The organism is Gordonia sp. NPDC127522, from assembly GCF_042672305.1.
Taxonomy (GTDB): domain Bacteria; phylum Actinomycetota; class Actinomycetes; order Mycobacteriales; family Mycobacteriaceae; genus Gordonia; species Gordonia hongkongensis.
Map to the genome: position 1 here is coordinate 25,989 of NZ_JBHXVK010000007.1, position 24,231 is coordinate 50,219.

The window sequence follows — 24,231 nt, forward strand, 5'->3', positions numbered from 1 at the left end:
GACGGGTGGTTTCGACCGTTCGAATGGGGCACCGCCCACCCGAAGGCCGACCCGCTGTGCCGGCACGACGGTGGGCGCACTATTCTGCAGCCGAACAAGAGGATCGTGCAGATCCGGGTTTCGGGGGAACCGTTCGGGGTTCGCGCAGCAACTCACTGAGCAACACCAGTGTGTGCGGCGCTGGCCCGGGTGAGGTTGTTGGTCCTCCGCGGCAGGGGCTGCAGGAGAGAATCGAGACCCTGATGAAGCGTTGGTACCCCCTCGCGGCCGCGGCCGCGGTCACCGCGGGCATGCTGGCCGCATGCTCCACCGGCGGCGAACCCGCCCCCGAATCCTCGACGACCGGTAGCGCCGAGCCGACGGTCGATCTGACCGCGCTCGATCCGGGCGCCTACCCCACCGAACCGCGCCCACCGTTCGGTGTTGCCGACGACTCGCAACTGGTGCAGGTCGAAAGCCAGCGGATGGCGCAGTTCATCGTGGTGCCCTTCGAGGTCGACCCGGACCTGACCGCCCCGGACAAATCCAACGCACCGATCACCAGCCGCCGCAACCTGGTGCCACACATCAACGCCGACGCGGCGGCGATTCCGGCCAACGACGCACTGCTCGGCGGGTTCTCGTCCCTGTTCACCACCGCGCCGACCGAACGGGACAACCCGCGTGGCCTGCACAACATGGTGCTGCGATACGAAACCGCCGCTGATGCCCGCGCCGCCGCGCAGCAACTCGCCCAGGTCAGCGCCCGCCAGCAGAACAGCCCGGTCAACAGCCTGCCGGGCGTGGAGGGCACCTACGCCATCGAGACCACCCGCAACGACAAGAGCTACTTCACGACCTACACCCCGCACGGGGTGTACGTGATCTACGAGTTCGCCTCCTCCCTGGCGGCCCACTCCGACCAACTCGAGCCGATGGCCCGCAAGGCAATCACGTTGCAGTCGGCGTTGATCGACCAATTCCCGCGCACCCCCACGGCTGCGGAGAACGCCGCCCGCGGCAACGGCGAAGGTTTTCAGCCGCCGAAGATGGATGAGAACAGCATCCTCATCTATGCCCTGCCCTACACCGACACCGAGATGGAAAACGGCATCACCGGACGTCCGCAGCAGAGCATGCGCGCGGTGTACGGGCCGCGTGGCTTGTCGCACTTCTCCACCGACCCGGCCAGCACCTTCAACGACCTGCGGGCGGCTGGTTCGACCGCGAACGCGCTCGAACGCTCCATCGTCCACCGCGCCGACACCGAGGAACAGGCCGCCACACTGGTCGTCACCAGCGACGCCGACGATCAGAAGATCGACCCACCGCCCGGGCTTCCGACCGCGAACTGTTCGGCAGAATCCAGCGCCGACGGCCGCTACACGATCTATCACTGCATGGTGCAGGTCGGCCGCTACGTCGGACATGTGCAGTCGCCCAACAAGACTGACGTCTACCAACAGGCCGCGGCGCAGTACCTGATCCTCACCAAGGCCGACCAGAACGCGAAGTAAAAGGGACAAGGGTCGACGATGACGCGCAGCTACCTCAGGTGCTCGCTCGCCACGGCCGCGGCGGTGACCGTACTGCTGGCCGGCTGCTCTGTCGACGGACAGCCCAGCTCAGCCACATTCACCGACCCGGCCGTGCAGGTTGATGCCCTCGACACCGGCGACTACCCCACCCGGGCGCGAGCGGCGTTCGGACGTGCGGTTACCGACCCCGAGCGGGTCGAAGCGTCTCGGATGGCCCAATTCGTGCTGGCACCGTTCGAAGTCAATCCCGATCTCACCAACGGGCAATGGCCTGTCGGCGAATTCGACGACGCTGCCGGGATCGGCAGGGCGGTCGTCCCGACCGCGGCCGACGTCCCGGCCAACGCAGAGTTCATCACCGGGTTCGTCACCACCGCCGACAACGGTGAGGCCAACGTCGGCGCCACCCGTCAGTCGCTGCAACATGCAGTCCTGCACTATCGCAGCTCGGCGGCCGCCACGGCGGCCGCCGAGCAAATGAGTGCGGCTTGGGCCCGGCTCGACAACGAACCGATCGTGCCTCTCGACGGGGCGCCGGGCACCAGAACTTTCTTCCAGGACTTCAGGCCATCCACAGCAATCCTGGCGTTCACCGCTCACAACTCGTATGTGCTCGTCGATCGCTACTACGTTCCCGCGACGCAGGTCCGCAGCGGAAAAGCGTTACGGCAGTTGGCCGATGCCATCGCCCGGCAGAAGAGCCTCATCGACGAGTTCACGCCCACTCCCGACGGCGAAACGCCGCTGATCGATCCCGACGCCATCCTCATCTACGCGATGCCGTTCACCGCGGCCTACCTCCGCGCGAACCCCACCTCACCTGACCGCGGAGCGGTGTACGGCCCCCGCGGCATCGCCCACACCAGCAACGACCCCGTCACCGACTTCGAGGTGCTGACCAAGATCGGCTCGGATGCCACCGCAGTCGAAAACTCGGCGGTCTTTCGCGCCGACACCGCCGAGGGCGCGCGCACCTACATCGACAGCTTCCTCGGCTCCAGCCGCGCCCACGGCTGGACCGACGCCAATAGCCCACCAGGCTTGCCCACCGCCACCTGCCAAAAGCACCCGACAAGCCAGGCACACAGCTGCGCACTGACTGTCGGGCGATACGGCGCCCAGGTCATCGGCGACACCAAAACCGATGCTCACCAACAAGCCTCGGCCCAATACTTGATCCTGACGACCGCCGACCAACGAGCACACTGACCAACGACATCGCGCACGTCGTCGTCTTCTCCCCGCAGACAGTGGTGCCCGGACCCGCCTCTGCGGGTCCGGACACCGAACTCACCCCGGATGTCAGGGGCGGAAAACCTTCAGCTGCCCGGCGTCACCGATCGGATCGCCGTAGCCACGACGGGTGAAGTCGTCGTTGTCAACTGGATCGCCGTACTCCGCACCGAATTTGAAGGTGAAGGGCTCCTGACTTTCGGTGGCACCGCCGTGCACTTGGTGGATCCCGAACTTCGGGACGAACGGGTCCGTCGCCGCGGTCGCCACACCCGCTCCGAGGCCGGCCAGTCCCGCGGCGAGCACAGCGCCGGCGATCAGACGAGTCGAGGTTGTTGCCATGAGGACGTTCTCCATTCAGGTATGAGGTGGTCGCTCCAGCGACCCTTACACCCATCAGTTGCTGTGGAGTCATCGATAAGTTCCGGAAACCTCCGCTTTGTTTAGAACCGCAGCCCAGGGTCGATTCCTGTTCCGGGACGTCCAGCACGCCGAGATCGGTGATCACACGACTCACCACGGACGGTCAGCGGGAGAGCGCAACCCTCAAGGACCTCGGGCTGGTGGGGCCAGACGTCGACCGCAGGGTGTGCAGGGTGTGTCTACGAAGTTGCGGCTGTCCGTTGTCCAGTACGGGAGAATGCTCGTGTCATTCTGTTTGCGGATCAGGGTCGATTCTCGCGTTGCTTGCGCTGCCCAAAAGGTTGTAGTCGCCCCCCGATCTCGGACCTCATCGACGCATCTCGCCGATGAGGTGGCCAACACGGCAGAAGCACTCAACCATTCTTGATACTCCAGCACACAGCCTTGACGCGCCACCGAAAGCGACCATCGTGCCCAACAACGACGCCACTAAGAATTCAGCCAACCACTTCGACTTGATCCCCCCGGACCGGGCTCCCGGCTTGGTAAGGAGGATGCTTTCCCGCTTCGCGGAAGGCCTACCCGAGCCAATGATCATCGGCGAGAAAGACCAGCCGGTGGCAGCCTTGATCCCAGTCCAGGACTTCCTTCGATTGCGCGAGTACGACCGCCGAGCGCGCGATCCGGAAGACTCGTTTTACTCAGAACTCGACTTGCGGCTGCACCACTACGAGACTGAGTCCGGGGTGATGATTGACTTCGACATGCTCACCAGGCGTCCCCAGCCCCCCAAGGCGTAGCACAAGTCTCCCCGCCCCGCGGTGACGTCACATAGGTCCTTCGGATCAGACGAGTCCAACCTGGCCGCGCGGACAAGAATGTCGCCGTACTAGGCGCGGGTTCGCACTGCCCGTCAGACGGGGCGTTATGCGGACCAACAAGCTCGAGGACGGATCCGGCGGCGGCCGCAGGCGACCGCCAGGCGATCCAACGAGACGGCTTGGGTGTCAGATCATTCGGCGCACGCGCAGCGGCTGATTGCGGAAGGAAGCTAGACCGGAGAGCCCTCCTGCCGCCTGGCGCCTCGTTTGGCAACGGAGCAGTGCTTCGACCCGGGCCGACCGAGTCCCCACCTGTCGCAGACATGCGCGCCCCGGGGCGCGACCCAGGCCGCCGGACGCCGCGCACCAGGAGGCGGCGAGCGAGCGAGCAACTGACCCGCAGCGGGGCACAGGCGCGCCAGCGCCGAGTAGCGCCGCAGCGGACCAGGGCACCCCGCAGGGGGCGCCGAGAGGTGAGCGCAGGGAGGTCGCGCAGCGACCGGACGAAGCGAGCCGAAGGCGATAAGGACCCTCGCGCAGCGAGGGCGACGAGGCGCCAGCCGAGGAGGTCGTCCCGGCTCTGCCGGGCTAGCAAGGGTGCAGGGAGCGCAGCGACCGAAACCCGCAGTGACGTCACGACTCCTTATGCCCTTTTTCGTGTAGCGCCACAGCATGCGGCAACGAGCGTCAGCGAGTGAAGCTTGCGCCCGTGCGAACAGGGGAAACATCGAAGAATGGCCATCCTTGCGCCCCGGCGCAAAGACGTGAGATCGCCTCGAAACGAGGGGGCGCAAGGATGGCTCCGCTTGCGGGTTTCCCCTGTTGAGAGCGGGTGCGCCTTGCGCCCTATGAGCTAGATCACTGACGCAGGTGACGCAAGGCCGCTTTTTGGCCTTGTGGCAGCTCAGAACCGCCGGCGAGCGCCAGCGAGTGGCGGGGCTGCATCGATCGATGGCGTCAGTGTTGCGGGTCGCGCCAGCGGCACGCCCCAGCACGGCGTGACCGTCCCGTGGCGCCAGCCGCGGGCGCCTGGTTGGGACCGCCGGTGTGTGTCAGCAGGCGGTGTCAGCCGGCTGCCCCAACCTCCGTGGAGGTGTAGCGGTGTCGTGGGTCCGATGCCCGCGCGTGAGCGCGCTCGACGAGAAGCAGGCATCGGTGAGGGCCCCACGACACCGCGGAACCGCAGCGGCCCCGGCGCGAGGTCGATTCGGCGCCGAAAGGCGCATCAGGTATTAGCCGGGGTGTCGAGGTCTGTTCGCCTCGTGCCCCCGATGTCGGGTAGTAAGTCCGGTCGCGACAGCGGCCGGCAGGAGTCGCGGCCGCCGGTGCCAACCGGCCCCCGATACCCGGGTCGAGGCCGCGTTGATGCGATCGCAGGTGTCGGTGGCGGACCCTCCCGATGGAGGCAGTCCGGCTCGTCGAGGCGTGTCACAGGCTCGGCTTCAGACCTCGATCCGAGGCGGTTCAGGGCCGTCGCAGACGGCTCGACAGGGCCCGCCGCGAGACCGGGTGACGTCACAACAGTGGCGTCTCGAAGCGGTCGCTGAGGGTGGGCGGCGGGCCGCCGCGTCCGGGTCGCCGATCCCCTGTCGCCGGCCAGCTTCACCGGCCGGCGACAGGGCCCGTATCCGCGAGAAGCGGCGACCCGGCACCTCGAGCTCGGCTACGAGCTCACGCAGCCGTCAGACTGCCATCTCGGCTGCCGTCGTGTGGCAGCAGAGTCGACACAGGACTGACTCATTCGCCCGCCCGTGGGTGGCGGCCGCAGCGGGTTTCCGCGGCCGCCGGCGGACCATCGGGACGCCGGCCAGGTCACCAGAGTGGGTAGCTCACCTGGTCCACGGGCGGGCGGAGGAGGCTGTTCCATCGGGTGCAGGAGTATTTTTGCGACGGGTATTTTCGGCGCCAGAGAAAAAATTTTCGCGCCGCTGACGCGGCGATTGTTGAGCAGCTCGACAGTCCTCGCCCAACCCAATTCCTACGGAAGCCAAGAATCGCTATCGATAACCATTCCGAGATTCTTGGAGAATGGTCACCACATCACAGACAGATGCGTTCATAGCTTGATTACGCCGGGCCAGAAAGCGATCAGCGCAGGCTTCTGCAGTCGGACAACGGCCGCATAACAGACGGATCAACTGTCATCGGGAAGGCTGTACTTCCGGCTCCAACAGCGGCTGAGTGCTGTTCACATCGGCTTGCGAGGCGGTTATACGAGCTACTGAGAGACCGTCCAGTCGTCTCTATCTCGCGCGCCCTCGACGGTCGGGCGCACCAGACGTACACAACTAGGACGGTATAACTGGCTCCCTACTATTCAATGGGCACACTACAGGCTCTAGTACAGCCACTGATCTGACTATTGCGCGACCGTACCTATCACTGTGGCGCACGAGAGTGACGGCATAAGAGTCACTTCGGTGGCGCTTGATTTGACACACAGATGGAGAGCGTTGTTCATTCAGGCCGGCGAAAGAAGGATCCGTCCCCGCCTGGAAGGCCAGTGCGGATCCGGGTGGGACCGCGGCTCGGGAGCCCTCAGTCCTGTTTGGCTAGGTACTCCCGGTACTCGTAATCACCGGTGGTGCACCACTCCAGGTAATGCACCAGGGTGGGGAACATCAGGTTGTCGGCGCCGTGGGTGTCAAAGAGGCGCTCGGTGGGCTCGGACTCCCCGGGTCGCTGGGCCACGGCATAGAGGGTGTCGATGGCGCCGTCGTTGAAGGAGATGGGGTAGAGGTAGCGCCAGTCCCCCAGGCCGCCCTTGGGGCGCTGGTAGGGCCCGCACTCCCAGTAGGCATCCCGGATGTCGATGCGCCAGAGCCAGGTGAAGAGTTCGGGATTGGGACGTGTTCCGTCCTCCAGGAACACACTGTTGCCGGGCACCCACACCCCGTCGCCCAGCTTCTCCGTGTCCAGGAGGCTGTGGCTGTCCGTGTGGTTGGTCCAGCCGTTGGTCACGCCCAGCAGCTCCCGATACTGTCCCGGAAGACGGGTGCCCAGACGCTCCTCAGCCCCAGCAATCTGCTCCTCGGTGGCGGGGTCGTGGAGCTGCGGAGGGTCGTAGAGGTCGTCGTCCTCGCGCAGCAGGCGCGAGGACTCCGTCTTCGCCTCGATGAGAGTCTTCCAGTTCACCATGTCTCCTACTTCCGATCGCTACACGGACTTCTTGTCGGTGCTGGTCTTCATGTGATGACGTAGCCCAACTGGTGGGCTGCGGTGTCGATCTGCCCGGCGAGCGCGGGGTGCGCGAGCGGAAGCGACACAGCCGGGTGAGCCGGTAGGGCGCCGTCGGCGCGCTCGACGAGGGCGACACATACGCTGCCGGCGAACCGGCCCCGGTAGATGATGCCGTCGAGGTCGTTGTGGGCGCGGTGAATCGTGCGCGCCCAGTGCTGGGACCGGCTGTGCGCGGCCGAGTCGAGAGCATGAGTGCCGCCGACTCGGGTCGCCCACGCACCGCCACCGATTCCGGATACGTCGAGCAGTCGCAGTGGTCGCTGGGCGTAGAGCCCGGTCAGGTACGGATCGCCGCGGTCACGATCGATGACTCGCGCCGACTGGAAGGCCTCGGCCAAGGCGCCACGGGGACTCGATGCGCCGTACCAGATCCCGTAGTTCGGGTGTTCGGCCCGCGGGAGCGGGTGATGATCGAAACGCAGGATCGGTCCGAACGTCCGCATCCCATTCCAGGGCAGAACATGATCGCCGGCGGTGCGGTGTACCCGCCACAGCAGTTCCGCAGGCCGCCAGATGTGCAGTTCGCCGACGAGGATTCCCGCATCGCGAAGAGCGGGGATCGGCGGCGGGGGCGGAAGGGTTGGCGCCATCTACGCCGATTCCCACGTTGCGGCGGTGAGAACGTCGACGACCTGCTCGATGTCATGCTCGGTGCCCGCGCCGCCGGTCAGCCACTGCACGATCGACACCGGACGCCCCTCCACGACCAGGGACGGTTGCGGCCTGGTGAGCAGCGACTGCACGGTGAGCGGGTGCAGATCCTTCGCCAGCAGCGGCATCACCTTCTCCAGATGAGGTACCGCACCCGTGGCGGTGAACTGAGCCGGCGGTAGCAGCCGGCGCGGGCCTGCACTGAAGGCCCACAGCGTCCCCTCCCCTAGACGTTGACGAATCCTGGCGGTGCTCACCCCGAGGCGCTCGGCAGCGTCGGTCACCGACAGGGAGCGCACGACCAGGTCCTGCATGCGGAGGTCCCGGCTCAGCCGCGCGGCCGCCGCCGCTTCGGAATCGGCAACAAACCCGGCCTCGGCCAGCAGCGCGGCGTCGTGCTCGGAGAGCGCTGGTCCAGCCGCATCACGTGCTGCAAGACTGCCCACGACCCGTGCGAAGAACTCGCGGTCGACGTCAGCGCCGATCGCAGCTCGCACCGCATTCTCAAAGTCCAGGTCACCACGCAAGTAGCGGTCCTCGACGCTTCGTGCTGCTTCCCTCATGACCCTCATGCCCCTTACGCGGATTGACAGGTGTAAGTCAATGATAGGTGAGTAGCCTTCGCACCGCGAGGATCGTCCTCTGAAACCGAGACCGGCTTCACCAGTTTCCTGGTCGAATACAAAGAACCCGCACCCTGCCAGGACGGCAGAGCACGGGCTCGGAGTGGGGTTGCGATGCGAGCCGACCGTCGATGGTCCTAAGCATCACCAGTGAGGTGATGGTGTCGTCCGGCTACTGAGCTGCGGTGTCGCGTCCGTTTAGGTAGCGCAGGCCGTCCGCGATGTCGACCCACTCGTCGATCGCGCCCGCGGCGACGTCGTTAACGAACACCTCGGCGCGATCGACGTCAAGATCCCGGTCGGCATGATGCCGTTGATGTGCAGGACACGTTGGCGCTCGCCCAAGACGTGCTCTTGTTGCCATCGACGAACGGGCGATTACGCGCGAGCGACTGCATCAGGATGACGTCCTCTCGAACCAGAAAGTCTGTCATCGCAGCCTTTCGTTGAGCTCCGACGACCAGTCCGCAACCGATTCCGCGGCTTGCAGGACCCGGCGCCGGTGCTCGCTCGCTCGGTCGACTGCTGCGTCGTGGACGAACGGCTGGATCGAGACGCTGGCACTCTCGGCGGCGGCCTTGATCTGGGCGTACTCTTCCTCGGTGAACTCGATGTTCAGTGACGGCATAGCAACACCTCTCGTTGGATTCGAAGGTACCTGAAGCGGTGCCACTCACCGGAGTGCCTCTGATGACTCCCTGGCGGCAGCCGATTGCAGTGTGGCCGACAGGCATGTCGGCAGGGCCGGCCCTGCTTGGCTCTGCCAGTTCCCTTGTGATCGCGCAGCGTCCTTCCGAGTGAAACGAAGAACCCGCAACCGTGCGTCGGTAGGGCTGTTCGCGGGTGATCGCAGCAATGACTGGGACGAGTGCGTCGCCCTTGCTGTGAGTGGAGCACCTTCTCTCGCCGCTACTTTGCAGGATCGCGCCCTCTTCGGCCTTCTTGGCCAGAGTGAGTACCAGCCAACGAGGTACAGACGTATGGGGCGACGCGAGTCGTCGACAACGACCACGCCATCACCCGCCTTGGGGGACTATCGTTGGGCACGCGCCACCTCGACGAAGCGGACACTGGCGGCGACTGTCCGAAGCAGAACATGTGTCTCGACCGCGATGCGGGTCGATTCCCAGTCGCTGCCGGTCACCGCCGCGTTCACGCCAGAGTCGCGAGATCGGAGTCGCGGGGCCCAGGGTTGTCGCGCCTTGGGAAGAGGATCGCGGTCGAGCCCTCTCCGAGTCCATGGCTCAACACAACGGTGGGAGTGACCTCTGAGTCGTCGAGTCTCATCGAGATTGGGGTGGACGGAACCCGAAGATCGAGGTAGATGTTCCATAGCGTCCTACAGTGCCTATGCCAACCGATCTCCCCGAACTCATGCGTCTGCCTTGTCGACAGGCATCGAAAGACCGACACCTGCCATGAAGACATAGTGCGGGTCCTGCGGCGGTGGTCGGTCAGCCTGTAGTCGTCGGCGGCGTGTCGTGTGTCGCTGTTGCTATCGCGCGGAGCCAGTCTGGGACATCGCGGCCGTCGTACTCGCGGATATCGATGGCGGCGCGGGCCGCGGCAGCGGCGACTCGAGGGCGTGGCCGACGTTGTACGGCCTCCTTTTCGGTGCTGGCCATCCCTCGCCCTCCTCGATATCTCCGGTTCCAGTGTCCCCTGGCTCGGTGATGCGCGCCAATTCTTGTGTGGCGGCGATCCTCTCGCCCAGAGGCGATCGCCAGACGCGCCTTTATGCCGAGCGTAGGCTGCGCCAACTTGTCCTTCTCGCTGATCAGCGAGCCAGTTCGACAGCAAGCAAGTATACCGTTAATGCCAGCATTACTGGCGAGACACAGCTATGTCGGATCGCAGCCGCAGGCCTTAGCGACCGCCTCTCCGGGAACGGCTATATTTGCCAGTAATACTGGTATAGCTGTCAAGAAGCAGCCGTTGGGGTCAAGAGATCTCTGAGCTGCACAAAAGCAATACCTGCATTGCTTGTAGCAATTTGATTACAAGCAAAGTGCCGTCAAAACAAGTATTAGTTGCATTCACAGGAATGACAGTGACCACTTCCTTAGTACAACCGGTCGCCATTTATCGAGTAACTTTGCGGCTGCAATACCAGCATTGCTGGCGAATGAGCGTGCACTGCTACGTCAGGTAGACCTGACATGCAAGTTATCGTCGGTCGGTTTAACCGGGCAGGTCATCGGCGAGTAGTGCCATGAGCGCGCCCGGCCGGGCGGTCGCCGTCTGGGTCGAGCGCGGCGTGCCAGTCCCGGCGGCCGCGCTGTTCTCAATCCCGCAGTGGAGTACTCATCGTCGATCGTGAGATCCAGTTCCTGTGGTGGCCGGCTGGGACGCTCGCGAAGACCATCGAGCACATGATGAAGCGCGCGTTGCGCCTTGCGGAACTCGGTGCGGGTCTCCGCATGCCAACTCGACCGTTCGGCGTTGATGCGGGTTCGAACCGCTTTGAGCCGGTCGCGCGCCCCGGTAATCACTTCCGCTGCACGAACTGCTTCGCCACCGACAGCTAACCACCGAGTCGCCCGACCCTGGCCAGTTCGTTTGACCAGTTGTGCCTGGACCAGGACGTCGAGCAGGCGTAGGCAGCCGGAGCGGCGGGTACCTACCTTCAGGCCGACTTCCTCCGCGAGTGTCGCCGACGTAGTAGGGGCGGCACTCCCCAGTAGGTGAGAGTAGATGCGCCAGCAGGCTGCCCCTAGGAGCCCCCAGACAGGGGAGAGTGGTTCGCCTTCGGTCAGGGGTAGAGGGGGAGATTTGGCCCCCCGCATTGTGACGTCATGTTCCAGATGTGTACGGGATGAGCTGCCCTGGGGATCGAGGAGTGTGTATCGGGAGGCTTCCCGCGGAGCTGACCGACCGTAGGGGGTGGACAGCTCGAGGGCTCTATTCGCGACAAGATCGTCGAGCAGACTCTTCGCGGTGCCGAGGGAAGCCAGGTTGAGCCACGACATCAGATCGCGCACTGCAATCGGCCTATCGACGAGACCGTGGCCGTCGGTGAACCGATGCTCGAGGACGGCGAGCATCGCAATAGCCTGAGCGGGTCTATCGGTCCAGGTGGTGATTCGGTTACGTACTCGAGCGACAACAGCGTTGTCAGTGCTGTTCGGTGGCGGCCGGTGTGCCCGCGCTCGTGCCACGATGGCGTCCCAGTGGGCGCGACTACTGCCGGGCTTCTTCTTGTCTCGGACGCTGAACTTCTCGAAGACGTCGCAGTTGCGGTAGTACCAGCTGGCCATCGACCAGTCGCGAATACCGGACTGCCACAGCCGCCACGCAGCCTCGGTCGCGCGATCCGAGCGCTGACCGACTGCGGGCCGACTCGTGAGCAGTCTCCAGTCGGCCGCGGTGAATCGAGCCCGCCTGCGCCACGCACGCGGGGCGACGTCGGTGACGACGATCCGCGATTCTTCTGCAGAAGCTGTGCGGACCATGCGAACGGTGTCAGATGCGACGGGGATGCTGCTCGGCTGCTGAGGGTTTGTGTCGACGTAGTCCGTGGTTGTTTCAGGAACTCCAAGGCTGTCGAGGGCGGACTGGGCGCGGATCGCGGCCGCCGCCGGGGACAGTGGTGAACCATCGACGTCGATCGGGTAACACAGGCCGCCATCGGGTTTCAGTGATGCAGAGCCAGGCAGACGCAGGTATCGAGTGGGGGTGAGAATGTCGACGGCTCGGCTGTCGTGGCCGGCCCACATGCGGATCTCGTCGATCGCTCGGGTCAAATTCGACCGCGCCCACGAAGAGCGCGGGGCAAAGATCATGTGCACTGAGTCCGGGGACCCGGAGGCAGCCATGTGCACCAACGGCGCGTCGACCAGATCTGCGGCGTCGAGGACGTGCGACGTGACGACGTCGGCGCATCCGTCGAGGTCAAGAACGAGGAGGCCTGGCCGAATGCGGGACACCACGGCATGTGCAGCAGCTTCACCGCCGAGCGTCTCAGCTCCGGCTATGAGGGCGATCGGGTTGCCGACCTTCACCGACTGCGCACCGTCGTCTGATCTCGTCAGAACACGGCCGGGGACGGTGAAGTCAACGATTAGCGCATAGAGCTCGCTCCATCTCGGTGGCGAAGCATCGGCATCGCGTGCGTGTGAGTACGGAACACGCGAGGTCAAGGATGTTGAAACTTGATCAGGGTGCGAGGTACCTTGAGACCTGTCGCCCAAGACAGTCCCTTCGGGAATAGTGCAGCACCTGAGAATCGAGTTTTGGCACTCAGTTCTCATCAACTTCGAGAGCCCTCGCATCCTGTTGGCGCAGGAGCGGGGGTTTCTTCTGTTCAGAAGTCGAAGTTGGCTGCGGGTGTGTTCAGTTGAGCTGGCGGAGCGGGGCCCCCGCGCTAGGACGCCGTACGCAGAACCTCTTAAGGCAGAGCCTTGGAGTCGAGTTCCCGAATCAGGTCGGTGCGACCGGAGTAGCTCGCCAAGAGATCTGCTATGAACTGGCTCAGAGAGCCCACGCCGGCTTCCACACGCCGACGCTCGAGAATCTCGTACACGTCCGTGGGAACGCGGGATGTGACGGTCGTGCGCGGACCTTTACTCGTCATCGCCATTTGCTCACTCCTACTTGGGTGTTGACGTGTCCGCCTGTTGATGTCTCGGCCGTCAGCTTCCAAGGCTCAAAGGCAAAGTGCAACAGCATGGCTCACGGTTCAACGGCTCGCGGACCCGTGGCGACTTAGCACCGAGATCGGTCGAGAATATCGGTTGAGTTTTTGCGGAGTTCCGCCGTGGCGCGCATCAGTCCACGTAGACGCACATTCAGAGATTCCGACGAATAATCTCTGCCAAATTCGCACTAGCAGCGAGAAGACCGAACCTCGCCGCGTCGTTTGTGATCTCCCTCACACTTGCGACGCGGGCGTGTCGGCGCAGCTGCTGCCCTTAACCGAGAAGGTTCGCCAGCGCGTCCACTTCTGACGCGTCGGTGTGCGCGTATGTCTTGAGTACGAGTGTGCCCCCGTCCGCATGACCGAGCCACGCCGCGACTGCGGACGGAGTCGCTCCCGCAGCGATCAGACGGGATGCCGCGGTGTGCCGAGCAGCGTGGAGTCTGCGATGAGGCACCCTCGCGTACCTCAGCGCTTCCTTCCACCAGTCGTCCAAGGTCCTCGGCGCCACCGGGCGACCGTCCCAGTGCGTGAGCACATGAAGGTCTCGGGCCCCGACCCAATCGTCGCCAGCCCTTTTTCTGGCGATCTGCTGCCGTTCGTGCGTGCCCCGCAAGACGGCCAGTACCGGCGCTGGCAGCTTTAGCGATCGCCGCGCTCGGGCGGTCTTGCCGTTCGTCTGGTCAATGGTTTGTCCGGTGACGCGAACCCGGGTTCGCGCGGCCACGGTGATCCGACCATTATCTAAATCGATTGCACTCCAACGCAGGCCAGCAAGTTCACCACGGCGAAGGCCGATCAGTGCCAAGTGCACCATTGGAGCATGGACCACGGCCATGTACTCAGCCGACCGTGGTCCACCAAACAACGGCAGATCCACGTTCGAGTGCGTCGCCACCAGTCTCGCGACCTCGTCCTCACTGAGCCGGTCCGACAGATCGAGTGCGCCTTCGTACGTATCGGCGTCGTCCTTCTTTCGCAGTGGCCTCACATACTGGATGACATTCTCGCTCAATACATTCCGCCGCTCCAGGTCCTTCCAAACCGCTTTGACGCGCGCGAGCATCGGATTGATCGAGGTTCGCTTCCACTTCCGGCCGCCCGGCCCAGTGCCACCAACGAGGTCTTGAATCAGCTGTTCCACTTCGCTGTCGCTGATAGTGCGCACGTCCCGGCTACCAAAACGTTCGACCATTGGCTGCAACGCGGCCGTGTAGGCCGCGAGGGTCGTCGGATTGATCCGCTGCGCGGCCAGCCAGCGCTCGACCGCCCCAGCGACCGTGACGACTCCGGCCTCCTCGGCGGCAGCTACCGCGGCTTCAGCAGTCGCGGCCTCCTGCAGTTTGTCGATGTACTGCCCCGCCAAAGCCGCAGTGACGAACCGCCGTCGTGCTTGACGTCGCGCGCCATCCGGGCTCGAAAGGCGAACCCGCACCTCGTACCGGATAGCTCCGCTCGGGAGCTCTACTTTTTCAACGCCTTTTCGCAACGCCACATGCGCGATCTTATTGCGATGTGTCACATCCGTGTCACATCGACGCACTATTCGACATTCTGACGTCACGGGCGGTTTATCCAGAACGCCCCTGACCTGCTGCGGAAGCGGAGGGATTTGAACCCCCGGTGGTTTTACCCACGCTCGCTTTCAAGGCGAGTGCATTCGGCCGCTCTGCCACGCTTCCCTGACGAGCAAGGTTACACACGAACGCCGGACCGGACCTCGCCTGGCACCGCGGTGCGCTGTGACACCATCGAAGAGGTGAAAGCCATCGTCGTCGAATCAGAGAACCTGTCCCTGTCCGATGTGCCCGACCCGACTCCCGCGTCCGGCGAGGTCGTGATCGATGTGGTCGCGGCCGGCGTGAATCGCGCCGACATCCTGCAGCGGGCGGGCAACTATCCCCCGCCACCCGGTGCGTCGGACACCCTCGGACTCGAGGTCTCGGGGCGGATCTCGGCCCTCGGCGACGGGGTCAGCGGCTGGTCGGAGGGCGACGAGGTGTGCGCGCTGCTCGCCGACGGCGGTTACGCCGAGAAGGTGGCGGTCCCGGTCGAGCAGATCCTCGCGGTGCCCAAGGGCGTCGACCTGGTGTCCGCGGCGGCGCTGCCCGAGGTGGCGTGCACCGTGTCGTCGAACATCTTCGACACCGCGCATCTGACCACCGGCGAGCTCCTGCTGATCCACGGCGGGTCCAGCGGCATCGGCACCCACGCCACCCAGATCGCCCACGCGATGGGCGCTCGCGTCGCGGTGACCGCCCGCACGCAGGACAAGCTAGAGCGCTGCCGCGAGTTCGGCGCCGACATCCTCATCGACTACTCGAGCCAGGACTTCGCCGAGATCCTCCAGGACGCCGGCGGCGCCGACGTGATCCTCGACATCATCGGCGCGAAGTACCTGAAGTCGAACCTGAAAGCACTGCGCACTGATGGACGCCTCGTGATCATCGGCATGCAGGGCGGCACCACGACCGAGATCAATCTCGGACATCTACTGGCCAAGCGGTTGTCGGTGATGGGTACGACGCTGCGCGCCCGGCCCGTGCACGGTCCCGGCGGCAAGGCCGAGGTCGTGGCGTCGACCCTGACCCGGACCTGGCCGCTGATCGAAGCGGGGACGGTCGTACCCGTCGTTGATCGCGTGTTCCCGCTCGCCGACGCCGACGCTGCGCACGACCATCTCAACAGCGGCGACGTGGTCGGGAAGGTGCTGCTGAGCGTCGCGGGCTGAGTGGGGGCTCAGTCGGAGGCCGCGGGCTCCGCGGCGTCGACGGCCTCCCGGATCTTGCGGAACGCGACGCCAAGGGCGGTGAACTCCTCCGGGGTCATCGCGTCGACGACGAATTGCCGGATCACCTGATCTCTGACGTTCACGTGGATGGCAAGGGTGCGCCGACCGTGATCGGTCAGACGCACGAGTCGGTGTCGGCCGTCGGCTTTCGACTCGAACCGGTGGATGTTGCCGTCGTCGCTGAGCCGGCCGATCATGCGCGACACCGTGCTGATCCGCATGTGCACGGCGTCGGCGACCTCGCTGACGCTCAACTGCCGGTTGGTACAGACCGCTTCGAGAATGCGCAGATCGGATACGGACAGACCGCGTTTCGCGAACTCGTCGTTGACGCGGGCGAAGAGCGCCCAGCCGCCGTCGACGAGGTTCATCCAGCTCTCGGCCTCCGCAGCGGTGAGCGACCGGGGCGGGCCCTTTTCTGGACCATCAATCGTTTTTGCCGACACAGCATGACAACATACATTGTCGTTAACCCAAACAACACCATAGTGAATTTCGGAAGGGTTGCCGGTCGCTTCAGGCCAATGAACCCAGCGTTCGCACCAGGTGATCGACCTCGTACGGCGTCGAGTACGGGGCCAGCCCGACCGTGACAGCACCGCCGAAGTCGGGTGCGCCCATCCGTGCGAGTGCGCGGTTGGGAAGGTCGGCGAGTGCGCAGACACCGTTGTCGGCCAGGCGCCGGACGACCTTGTCGGCACCCACCGACTCCACGGTGAAGCTCGCCAGGGGTATCCGGTTCTCCTCGGTCCCCACGAGGTTCACATGGTTGAGCTGGGACAGCGTCGTGACCAGGTAATAGTTGAGGCGCTGCAGATACTCGTAGACACCGTCCATCGACGTGACGAGACGCCGCCGACGCTTGCCGATGCCGGCCTCGTCGAGTCCGGCGAGGTGTTCCACCGAAGCGACCAATCCGGCGAGCATCGCGCCCTGATGCGGTTCGGGTTCGAGCCGGGCGGGTCCGCGCGCGGACGGGTCCATCGACATCAGCTTCAGCCGGTCGATCAGGTGGGGTTCGCGGAAGGCCATGGCCGCCATGCGGGGACCACCCCACCGCTCAGCAGACACGACGAGGACGTCGGCACCCAGGTCGTGGATGTCCAGGCTGATGTACGGCGCCGCGTTGGTGGCGTCGACGACCAGCAGCGCGCCGGCTTCGCGGACCAGCGGCGCGATCTCGCTGATGTCGGTGACGGCCCCCGTCGTGGACGACGCCAACGTCACCGCGACGACCTCTGTATCCGGAGTGACGAGATCGCCGAACTGCCAGGCCGGCAGTCCGCCGGTCTCGACGTCGACCTCGGCCCAGCGAACCCGGCCACCATAACGATCCGCCGCGCGCAGCCACGGCACGATGTTCGGCTCGTCGTCCTGACGCGTGACGACGACGTCACCCCGCAGCCACGCATGCGGCGCGAGCGCCTCCGCCAGACCGGCCAGCAGCACGTACCGCGACGGTCCGAGCACCACACCCGCGGCGTCTCCGCCGACGAGATCGGCGATCGCGCGCCGGGCACCGTCGACCACCTCCGCGCTTGCGCGAGCCGACGGGTAGACCCCGCCCGGGGCGGCGGACAGAGAACGGAAACTGGTGGTCACAGCGGTCGCGACCGAATCGGGGATCTGCATCCCCGCCTGCGGGTCGAGATGGATCCAGCCGTCGCCGAGCGATGGAATCAATCCACGCACATAGGCGACGTCGAAAGCCATGGGCACGAGGATAGACGTCGGCCATCTGCCGTTTCGCGGTGTCCGGGCACAATGGGACGCATGGCTATCGAAGGCACTCCAGGACCCGGCCCCACCCCAGGACCGTTCGGCTCGGCCGGCGACTCCGACAACGTGATCGTCGTCGGCGCGGGCACGGATGGACAGACGGATGGCGAGTCGTCAGAATCGACCAGCGTCGCCGACATGGTCGAGCAACCCGCCAAGGTCATGCGCATCGGCACGATGATCAAGCAGCTGCTCGAAGAGGTCCGTGCGGCTCCTCTCGACGACGCGTCGCGCAATCGCCTGCGTGAGATCCACCAGTCGTCGGTGCGTGAACTCGAAGAAGGCCTCGCCCCGGAGTTGCGCGAGGAACTCGAACGTCTCGCGCTCCCCTTCTCCGACGAGGGCACCCCGTCGGACGCCGAGCTCCGCATCGCCCAGGCCCAGCTCGTGGGCTGGCTCGAGGGACTCTTCCACGGCATCCAGACCGCACTGTTCGCCCAGCAGATGGCCGCCCGCGCCCAGCTCGAGCAGATGCGTCAGGGCGCGCTTCCGCCCGGCATGCCCGCCCCCGGTGGTGCCGGCGGACCCGGCCACAGCACGGGGCAGTACCTCTAAGTCGCCACACCGGCTCAACCGGCTGAGGGTCACCCGCTCAACCGGCAGCGGGCAGCGGATGGGCCGAGGGGTACGCTGACTCCTCGTGTCAGCGGTAGTAGACGACGACGCGATCCCCGCGCGTCCCCAGGGCTCTGATTCGCGCAGCTTCGCGCGCGCGGTCAAGGACCTCCGCGACGGTTTCGCCAGCCGCGAGCTGTGGTTCCACCTCGGCTGGCAGGACATCAAGCAGCGCTACCGACGTTCGGTCCTGGGACCGCTGTGGATCGTGATTGCGACCGGTGTGACCGCGATCGCCATGGGCCTGCTCTACGGCGAGCTCTTCGGCATGGACATCAGGGTGTTCCTGCCGTACGTCGCGCTCGGCTTCATCTTCTGGAACTTCATCTCGAGCTCGATCCTCGAGGGCTCCGAGGTCTTCTCGAAAAACGAGGGGCTGATCAAACAGCTTCCGGCCCCGGTGAGCGTGCACGTCTACCGAGTGGTGTGGCGTGCGCTGATCATCTTCGCGCACAACGTCGTCATCATCGTCATCCTGTTCCTGATCTTCCCGCCCCCGCTCAACTGGACCGTCACGCTGATCGTCCCGGCCCTCGCGCTGTATGTGGTCAATTCGATCTGGGTGACGATCGTGTTCGGCATCCTGTCGACCCGATTCCGCGACATCGGCCAGCTCCTCACCACCGCGGTGCAGCTGGTCTTCTTCATGACGCCGATCATCTGGACGACGCAGAGCCTCGGCAATGCGACCGGCGAGGCGTCGTCGAGGTTGAAGCTCGTCGAGCTGAACCCGATGTTCCACTATCTGGAGATCGCACGCGGACCGCTGCTGGGCGAGCCGGTCGAGTTCTACCACTGGGCCGTCGTCCTGGGCTGCACCGCCGTGGGCTGGGTGCTGGCCATGATGGTGTTGCGCAACTACCGGGCCCGCGTGGCGTACTGGGTGTAGGGACGGATTCGATGGCCAAGAACAACGATCTCGGCGACACCCGCGTCCGCGTGGACACGTGGGACGCGTGTGTGGACTTCCCGATCTTCGACGCCAAGACGCGGTCGCTCAAGAAGTCGGTGATCGGCGCGGCGGGCGGCGTCATCGGCTCCACCGAGTCGAACGTGGTGGTCGTCGAGGCGCTCAAGGACATCAACCTGCACCTCAAGCACGGCGACCGGATCGGGCTGGTCGGCCACAACGGCGCCGGCAAGTCGACGCTTCTGCGTCTGCTGTCGGGCATCTACGAACCCACGCGCGGCGCCTGCCGGGTGCACGGCCGGGTCGCGCCCGTCTTCGACCTCGGCGTCGGCATGGACCCCGAGATCTCCGGCTACGAGAACATCATCATCCGCGGCATGTTCCTGGGCATGACGCGCAAGGAGATGCTCAAGAAGATCGACGACATCGCGGAGTTCACCGAGCTCGGCGACTACCTGCAGATGCCGCTGCGCACCTACTCCACCGGTATGCGGGTGCGCATCGCACTCGGCGTGGTGACCTCCATCGACCCGGAGATCCTCATCCTCGACGAGGGCATCGGCGCCGTCGACGCCGACTTCATGCGCAAGGCGCGGGGTCGGCTCCAGGCGCTCGTCGAGCGGTCGGGAATCCTGGTGTTCGCCAGCCATTCCAATGAGTTCCTGGCCCAGTTGTGCGACCGCGCCCTGTGGATCGATCACGGACAGGTCCGCATGGAAGGCGGCATCGAAGAGGTCGTCGAAGCCTATGAGGGCCCCGATGCCGCGGCACACGTCCGCAGGGTGATCGCCGACCTGGAGAAGGCGGACAAGAAGGGGACTCCGGAGTGACCGAGGGCGCCGTCGCTCCGAAGGTCATCGCGGTCGTGGTCACGCACCGTCGCGCGGAGTTGCTCGCCGAGTCGCTGGCCGTGGTGTCGGGCCAGGACCGGCCCGTCGACCATCTGATCGTCGTCGACAACGCCGACGAGCCCGAAGTCGCCGAACTCGTTGCGGCGCAGCCCGTTCCGACGACGTACCTGGGATCGGAGCGCAATCTCGGCGGTGCCGGCGGATTCGCCTTGGGCATGCTGCATGCGCTCGCCCTCGGCGCCGACTGGGTCTGGTGCGCCGACGACGACGGCCGACCCGACGGTCCGATGGTTCTCTCGACGCTGCTCGACTGCGCCGCACGGCATGACCTCGACGAGGTGTCACCGGTGGTCGCCAACCTCGATGACCCGGACACCCTCGCCTTTCCGCTTCGACGCGGACTCGTGTGGCGCCGTAAACGGTCGGAACTCTTTGCCGACGCCGGGAGCGAAGCGAGCGGGTCAGATGTCACCGGTGAGACCCAGGACGACGATCTGCTGCCCGGTATCGCGTCGCTGTTCAACGGCGCTCTGTTCTCCGCACGGTGCCTCGAGCAGGTGGGCGTGCCGGACCTGCGATTGTTCTTCCGCGGCGACGAGGTGGAGGTGCACCGTCGGCTGGTCCGCTCGGGCGTGCGGTTCGGTACCTGCCTGCGCGCGGGATACCTCCACCCCGACGGCTCGGCGGAATTCCGACCGATCCTGGGCGGTCGCATGCACACCCAGTACCCCGACAACGACACCAAGCGGTTCTTCACCTACCGCAACCGCGGCTACCTGATGAGCCAGCCCGGACTCCGAAAGCTGTTGCCGCAGGAGTATGCCCGCTTCGGTTGGTTCTTCCTTGTGCAGCAACGTGATCCGAAGGGGTTCGCCGAGTGGGTGCGGCTCCGCGGCCTCGGTCGTCGGGAGCGGTTCACGCGTCCCTGAGCACTTGCTCTCTCACTGCCAAATCCGTGTGAGCCGCAGGACTTCTGCTCCCTGAGGAGACCCGGAGCCTGCGGAGGGTCGTCAACCACAACGCTCCCTGAGGAGACCCGGAGCCTGCGGAGGGTCGTCAACCACAACGCTCCCTGAGGAGACCCGGAGCCTGCGGAGGGTCGTCAACCACAACGCTCCCTGAGGAGACCCGGAGCCTGCGGAGGGTCGTCACGAAGGGTCGCCGCAACCCTTCGTGACGCGTTCTCCGCAAGCTCCGAACGCTCCTCAGGGAACAGGAGGAGCCGCCTGCGTTCTCCGCAAGCTCCGAACGCTCCTCAGGGAACAGGAGGAGCCGCCTGCGTTCTCCGCAAGCTCCGAACGCTCCTCAGGGAGCGGAATTCGGCACCGCTCGCGGGGTCATCCCCAACGCCGAGATCGCGCCCAGCGCAGCGATTCCCGCGAGTACCCACCAGGCGGTCAGGAACGAGTCGTGCACATCGGCGTACACCGCCGAGGTGCCGATGATCGCGACCAGCAAGCTGACACCCAGCGACATGCCGATCTGACGACTCATGTTGACCACCGCGCTTCCGGTGGCGGCCTGATCTGCGGGGAGGTCGGCGGTCGCCGAGGAGAGGATCGACGGCAACGCGAAGCCCACTCCGACACCGCCGATCAGCCAGCCCGGCAGGAACTCGGTGGCGAAATCCGGTGTGGCGTCGACCGACAGCGCGATGAGGGCGGACCCGAGACCGAAGAGCACACAACCGAACGCAACGAGCCGCCCCACCGGGACCCGCGCACTGAGGCGGTGCGACACGGCCGCGAAGATCGGGACCATCAGCGGTCCGGTTGACACCGCGAGACCCGTCACGATCGGCGAGAAGCCCCAGACCTGCTGCAACCACAGGATGTTCGCGAGAAGTGCGCCCGCGAACGGGATGGAGAACAGCAGCATCGTCACGTTCGCGACCGAGAAGGCCCGGATCCGCAGCAGTGCAGGCGAGATCACCGGTTCGGGATGACGCGCCGAACTGAGGACGAAGCCGACGAGCCCTACCCCGGCGACGATCCACGCACCGGTGATCCGCGCATCCGTCCAACCCCACTCACTCCCCTGGACCAGACCGAGTGTCAAGGCCCCCACCGAGACGACCAGGAGAAGCGCGCCCAACGCGTCCGGAAAGCCACTGGCCGAGACGTTTTGGGGGCGGGACAGTACGATCGCCCCGGCGACGATCGCCGCCACGCCGACGGGCACGTTGACCAGGAACACCCAGCGCCACGACGCCTCGACGAGAAGACCGCCGACGGCCGGCCCGAAGGCCGCGGCCAGGGCGCCGGTGGCCGCCCAGATGCGCACCGACCGGGCCCGACGTTCCGGCGGCAACGTCGCCACGACCAGACCCAGGCTCGCCGGGGTCAGAATCGCCGCGCCGAGTGCCTGCAGTGCGCGGAATGCCACCAGCCACCAGACGCCCTGCGCCGCGGCACATGCCGCACTCGCCGCGGTGAAGATCGCGAGACCGAGCAGGAAGCCGCCCTTGCGGCCGTACCGATCGACGATCCGGCCCGCCGGAACAAGGAGCGCCGCATACAGGATGGCGTACGCGTTGAGGATCCAGGACATCTGGGACAGGGTCGCGCCGGTGAAGTCGGCACCGATGTCGTCGAAGGCGACGTTGACGATGAAGACGTCGAGGCTGGCCATGAACGCCGCCCCAGACAGGATGAGCAGGACGAGGCCGGGCCGCGCGACAGTCGGCGCCGGCGTCGCCGGGCCGCTTCGAGTGACCGTCATCGGACCGGCCATCCGAGAACCCGGCGGCTCTGGCGCGCGGAGGCGAGGAGCCGTCCGCCGCGGTCGCGCAGCGTGGTGTCGTCGACCGACCAGCCGCCGGACGTCGAGGTGTTACGCGTATGGACGAGAACCGGCGCCGGAGTGGCGTCGTCCAGCGGCGCCGTCACGTGCATGGAGAATGCCACCGTCGGGAGTGCGAGCGGCGCGGTCAGAGTCGGGAAGACGGCGGGCGGTAGGCAGTCCGCCAGCAGGGCCAGGTAACCGGCGTCGACGGCCATCGGGGTTCGGGTGGTGATCCATGCCCGCATCCAGGCCTCGTCGGCTCCGGTGAGCGCGAGCGGACCGTCGACCGGTCGCACATCGAGCTGCGCGCCCATCGGCACGATCTCCGGGGGAATCATGAAGGGGTCGAGCCCTTCCGGGCCGGGAACGCCCGCGACCCGGTCGATGACATCGGTGGGTGCGGATTCCCCGACCCGCCCGGTCGTGACTGATGCCGACGCGATGTCGACACCCGCCTGGGTGACCGTGACGTCGACGACCCTCGTGTGCCGACCGACCTCCCGGACCGTCGGCGTCAGGAGCAACTCCCCGCCGTCGGGCTTGCCGACGAATCGCAGATCGAGAGCGCGCACCGTCGTACCCGGCGCTGCATCGGCGCCGACCCGGACGGCCAGCGCCGCGATGGCACCACCGTGCGGGCCCGACCATCCCCACCAGGAACGGTCGATGGTCGCCGACCATCGACCGTCTCCGGTCGGGGTCGCTCCGAAACTGTCCAACAATCCGTCATCAACGGCTTCTTGCCTGCTGAGTTGCTTCACGCAACTCATGCAAGCAGGTTGAGTTGCATCACGCAACCCACTACTCTCGATCTCATGCGCCGCGCCTCGTTCGCCGAGATGAACTGCTCGATCGCCCAAACACTGGAGATCGTCGGCGAATGGTGGACGCTGCTGATCGTCCGGGACGCGATGTTCGGCGTGACGCGATTCGACGAGTTCTCGTCGCGGCTCGGCATCGCGCGGAACGTGTTGACCCAGCGACTGGACACCCTCGTCGAACACGGAGTCCTGGCGAAGGAGCCCTACCAGGACAACCCGGTGCGCTACGACTACCGCCTCACCGAGAAGGGCCGGGACCTCTGGACGGTCCTGGCCGCGTTACGTCAGTGGGGTGACCGGTGGACCGCCGAGGACGGCGCACCGGTGGTGTCGACGCACTCCTGCGGCCAGACGATGACGGTCGAGCCGACGTGCTCCGCGTGCGGCGAGCGAATCGGCACCGGCGAACTACGCGTACACCCGGGCCCCGGCGCGACTTCGGACAATCCCCTCACGGGGCTTCGCTGACCCTGGGCCGCCACCAGCCAACAATCGCCGCCCCCTGCGCGCTGGAGACCTGCGACGATGACGAAGTCCATGTCGCATAACTAGAACGTGTTCTACTGTGGACGGAGTTTCACTGCCGTCCCGAGGAG

General features: G+C 65.7%; 20 protein-coding genes and 1 tRNA gene. 9 read left to right on the top strand and 12 right to left on the bottom strand.

The features are described 5' to 3' along the window. Window positions 1–242 precede the first annotated feature (242 nt). Window positions 243–1,496: a hypothetical protein gene (locus ACFVHY_RS13925; RefSeq protein WP_390272639.1), complete on the top strand. Its 1,254-nt coding sequence runs from the start codon at window positions 243–245 to the stop codon at window positions 1,494–1,496. 18 nt (window positions 1,497–1,514) lie between these two features. Then, window positions 1,515–2,726 carry a hypothetical protein gene (locus ACFVHY_RS13930; protein WP_390272642.1) on the top strand — a complete coding sequence of 404 codons (1,212 nt, stop codon included), beginning with the start codon at window positions 1,515–1,517 and terminating at the stop codon, window positions 2,724–2,726. A 93-nt stretch (window positions 2,727–2,819) separates the two neighbouring features. On the opposite strand, the gene ACFVHY_RS13935 is transcribed toward ACFVHY_RS13930, so the two are convergent. Continuing rightward, window positions 2,820–3,092: a hypothetical protein gene (locus ACFVHY_RS13935; protein ID WP_390272644.1), complete on the bottom strand. Its 273-nt coding sequence runs from the start codon at window positions 3,090–3,092 to the stop codon at window positions 2,820–2,822. A 575-nt stretch (window positions 3,093–3,667) separates the two neighbouring features. Between ACFVHY_RS13935 and ACFVHY_RS13940 the strand changes: the two genes are divergently transcribed. Continuing rightward, window positions 3,668–3,913 carry a hypothetical protein gene (locus ACFVHY_RS13940; protein WP_390272645.1) on the top strand — a complete coding sequence of 82 codons (246 nt, stop codon included), beginning with the start codon at window positions 3,668–3,670 and terminating at the stop codon, window positions 3,911–3,913. Between the two features lie 2,559 nt (window positions 3,914–6,472). On the opposite strand, the gene ACFVHY_RS13945 is transcribed toward ACFVHY_RS13940, so the two are convergent. The 7 genes from ACFVHY_RS13945 to ACFVHY_RS13975 form a co-directional block, all read right to left on the bottom strand. Further along, a complete protein-coding gene (locus ACFVHY_RS13945) occupies window positions 6,473–7,072 on the bottom strand; it encodes an SMI1/KNR4 family protein (protein ID WP_390272647.1) in 600 nt (199 codons plus the stop codon). Window positions 7,073–7,119: 47 nt separating this feature from the next. After that, window positions 7,120–7,764: an RES family NAD+ phosphorylase gene (locus tag ACFVHY_RS13950; protein WP_390272650.1), complete on the bottom strand. Its 645-nt coding sequence runs from the start codon at window positions 7,762–7,764 to the stop codon at window positions 7,120–7,122. Further along, entirely contained in the window at window positions 7,765–8,322 is a 558-nt protein-coding gene (locus ACFVHY_RS13955) for a hypothetical protein (RefSeq protein ID WP_390272653.1), read from the bottom strand. 556 nt (window positions 8,323–8,878) lie between these two features. Next, window positions 8,879–9,076, bottom strand: a complete 198-nt coding sequence (locus ACFVHY_RS13960; RefSeq protein ID WP_390272655.1) for an antitoxin Phd — start codon at window positions 9,074–9,076, stop codon at window positions 8,879–8,881. A 1,516-nt stretch (window positions 9,077–10,592) separates the two neighbouring features. Next, window positions 10,593–12,449 carry a hypothetical protein gene (locus ACFVHY_RS13965; RefSeq protein WP_390272659.1) on the bottom strand — a complete coding sequence of 619 codons (1,857 nt, stop codon included), beginning with the start codon at window positions 12,447–12,449 and terminating at the stop codon, window positions 10,593–10,595. A 909-nt stretch (window positions 12,450–13,358) separates the two neighbouring features. After that, on the bottom strand, window positions 13,359–14,579 hold the full coding sequence (locus ACFVHY_RS13970; RefSeq protein ID WP_390272661.1) for a tyrosine-type recombinase/integrase: 1,221 nt from the start codon (window positions 14,577–14,579) through the stop codon (window positions 13,359–13,361). Between the two features lie 102 nt (window positions 14,580–14,681). Next, window positions 14,682–14,766: transfer RNA gene (locus tag ACFVHY_RS13975), tRNA-Ser, on the bottom strand. Between the two features lie 77 nt (window positions 14,767–14,843). On the opposite strand from ACFVHY_RS13975, the gene ACFVHY_RS13980 reads away from it, so the two are divergent. Beyond that, window positions 14,844–15,815: an NAD(P)H-quinone oxidoreductase gene (locus ACFVHY_RS13980; RefSeq protein WP_390272663.1), complete on the top strand. Its 972-nt coding sequence runs from the start codon at window positions 14,844–14,846 to the stop codon at window positions 15,813–15,815. Window positions 15,816–15,823: 8 nt separating this feature from the next. On the opposite strand, the gene ACFVHY_RS13985 is transcribed toward ACFVHY_RS13980, so the two are convergent. Together ACFVHY_RS13985 and ACFVHY_RS13990 are read right to left on the bottom strand one after the other, a co-directional pair. Continuing rightward, window positions 15,824–16,246, bottom strand: coding sequence for a MarR family winged helix-turn-helix transcriptional regulator (locus ACFVHY_RS13985; RefSeq protein WP_390272665.1), 423 nt, complete (start codon window positions 16,244–16,246; stop codon window positions 15,824–15,826). Window positions 16,247–16,391: 145 nt separating this feature from the next. Further along, complete coding sequence (locus tag ACFVHY_RS13990; RefSeq protein WP_137810775.1) at window positions 16,392–17,588, bottom strand: cysteine desulfurase-like protein; 1,197 nt, start codon at window positions 17,586–17,588, stop codon at window positions 16,392–16,394. Window positions 17,589–17,648: 60 nt separating this feature from the next. On the opposite strand from ACFVHY_RS13990, the gene ACFVHY_RS13995 reads away from it, so the two are divergent. From ACFVHY_RS13995 to ACFVHY_RS14010, 4 genes are all read left to right on the top strand, one after another. Continuing rightward, window positions 17,649–18,209 (top strand): bacterial proteasome activator family protein, encoded by a 561-nt coding sequence (locus tag ACFVHY_RS13995; RefSeq protein WP_390272668.1) that lies wholly within the window; start codon window positions 17,649–17,651, stop codon window positions 18,207–18,209. A gap of 85 nt (window positions 18,210–18,294) precedes the next feature. Further along, the gene (locus ACFVHY_RS14000) at window positions 18,295–19,158 is read left to right on the top strand and encodes an ABC transporter permease (protein ID WP_390272670.1); all 864 of its coding nucleotides are present in this window, start codon (window positions 18,295–18,297) and stop codon (window positions 19,156–19,158) included. 11 nt (window positions 19,159–19,169) lie between these two features. Continuing rightward, window positions 19,170–20,009 (top strand): ABC transporter ATP-binding protein, encoded by an 840-nt coding sequence (locus ACFVHY_RS14005; protein ID WP_390272672.1) that lies wholly within the window; start codon window positions 19,170–19,172, stop codon window positions 20,007–20,009. Further along, on the top strand, window positions 20,006–20,959 hold the full coding sequence (locus tag ACFVHY_RS14010) for a glycosyltransferase (RefSeq protein WP_390272673.1): 954 nt from the start codon (window positions 20,006–20,008) through the stop codon (window positions 20,957–20,959). Before ACFVHY_RS14005 ends, ACFVHY_RS14010 begins: the two co-directional genes overlap by 4 nt. A gap of 376 nt (window positions 20,960–21,335) precedes the next feature. On the opposite strand, the gene ACFVHY_RS14015 is transcribed toward ACFVHY_RS14010, so the two are convergent. Further along, entirely contained in the window at window positions 21,336–22,763 is a 1,428-nt protein-coding gene (locus ACFVHY_RS14015) for a DHA2 family efflux MFS transporter permease subunit (RefSeq protein ID WP_390272675.1), read from the bottom strand. Next, entirely contained in the window at window positions 22,748–23,575 is an 828-nt protein-coding gene (locus tag ACFVHY_RS14020; RefSeq protein WP_390272873.1) for an acyl-CoA thioesterase, read from the bottom strand. Before ACFVHY_RS14020 ends, ACFVHY_RS14015 begins: the two co-directional genes overlap by 16 nt. A gap of 54 nt (window positions 23,576–23,629) precedes the next feature. Between ACFVHY_RS14020 and ACFVHY_RS14025 the strand changes: the two genes are divergently transcribed. After that, on the top strand, window positions 23,630–24,103 hold the full coding sequence (locus ACFVHY_RS14025; protein WP_390272677.1) for a winged helix-turn-helix transcriptional regulator: 474 nt from the start codon (window positions 23,630–23,632) through the stop codon (window positions 24,101–24,103). The last annotated feature ends 128 nt before the right edge of the window (window positions 24,104–24,231 follow it).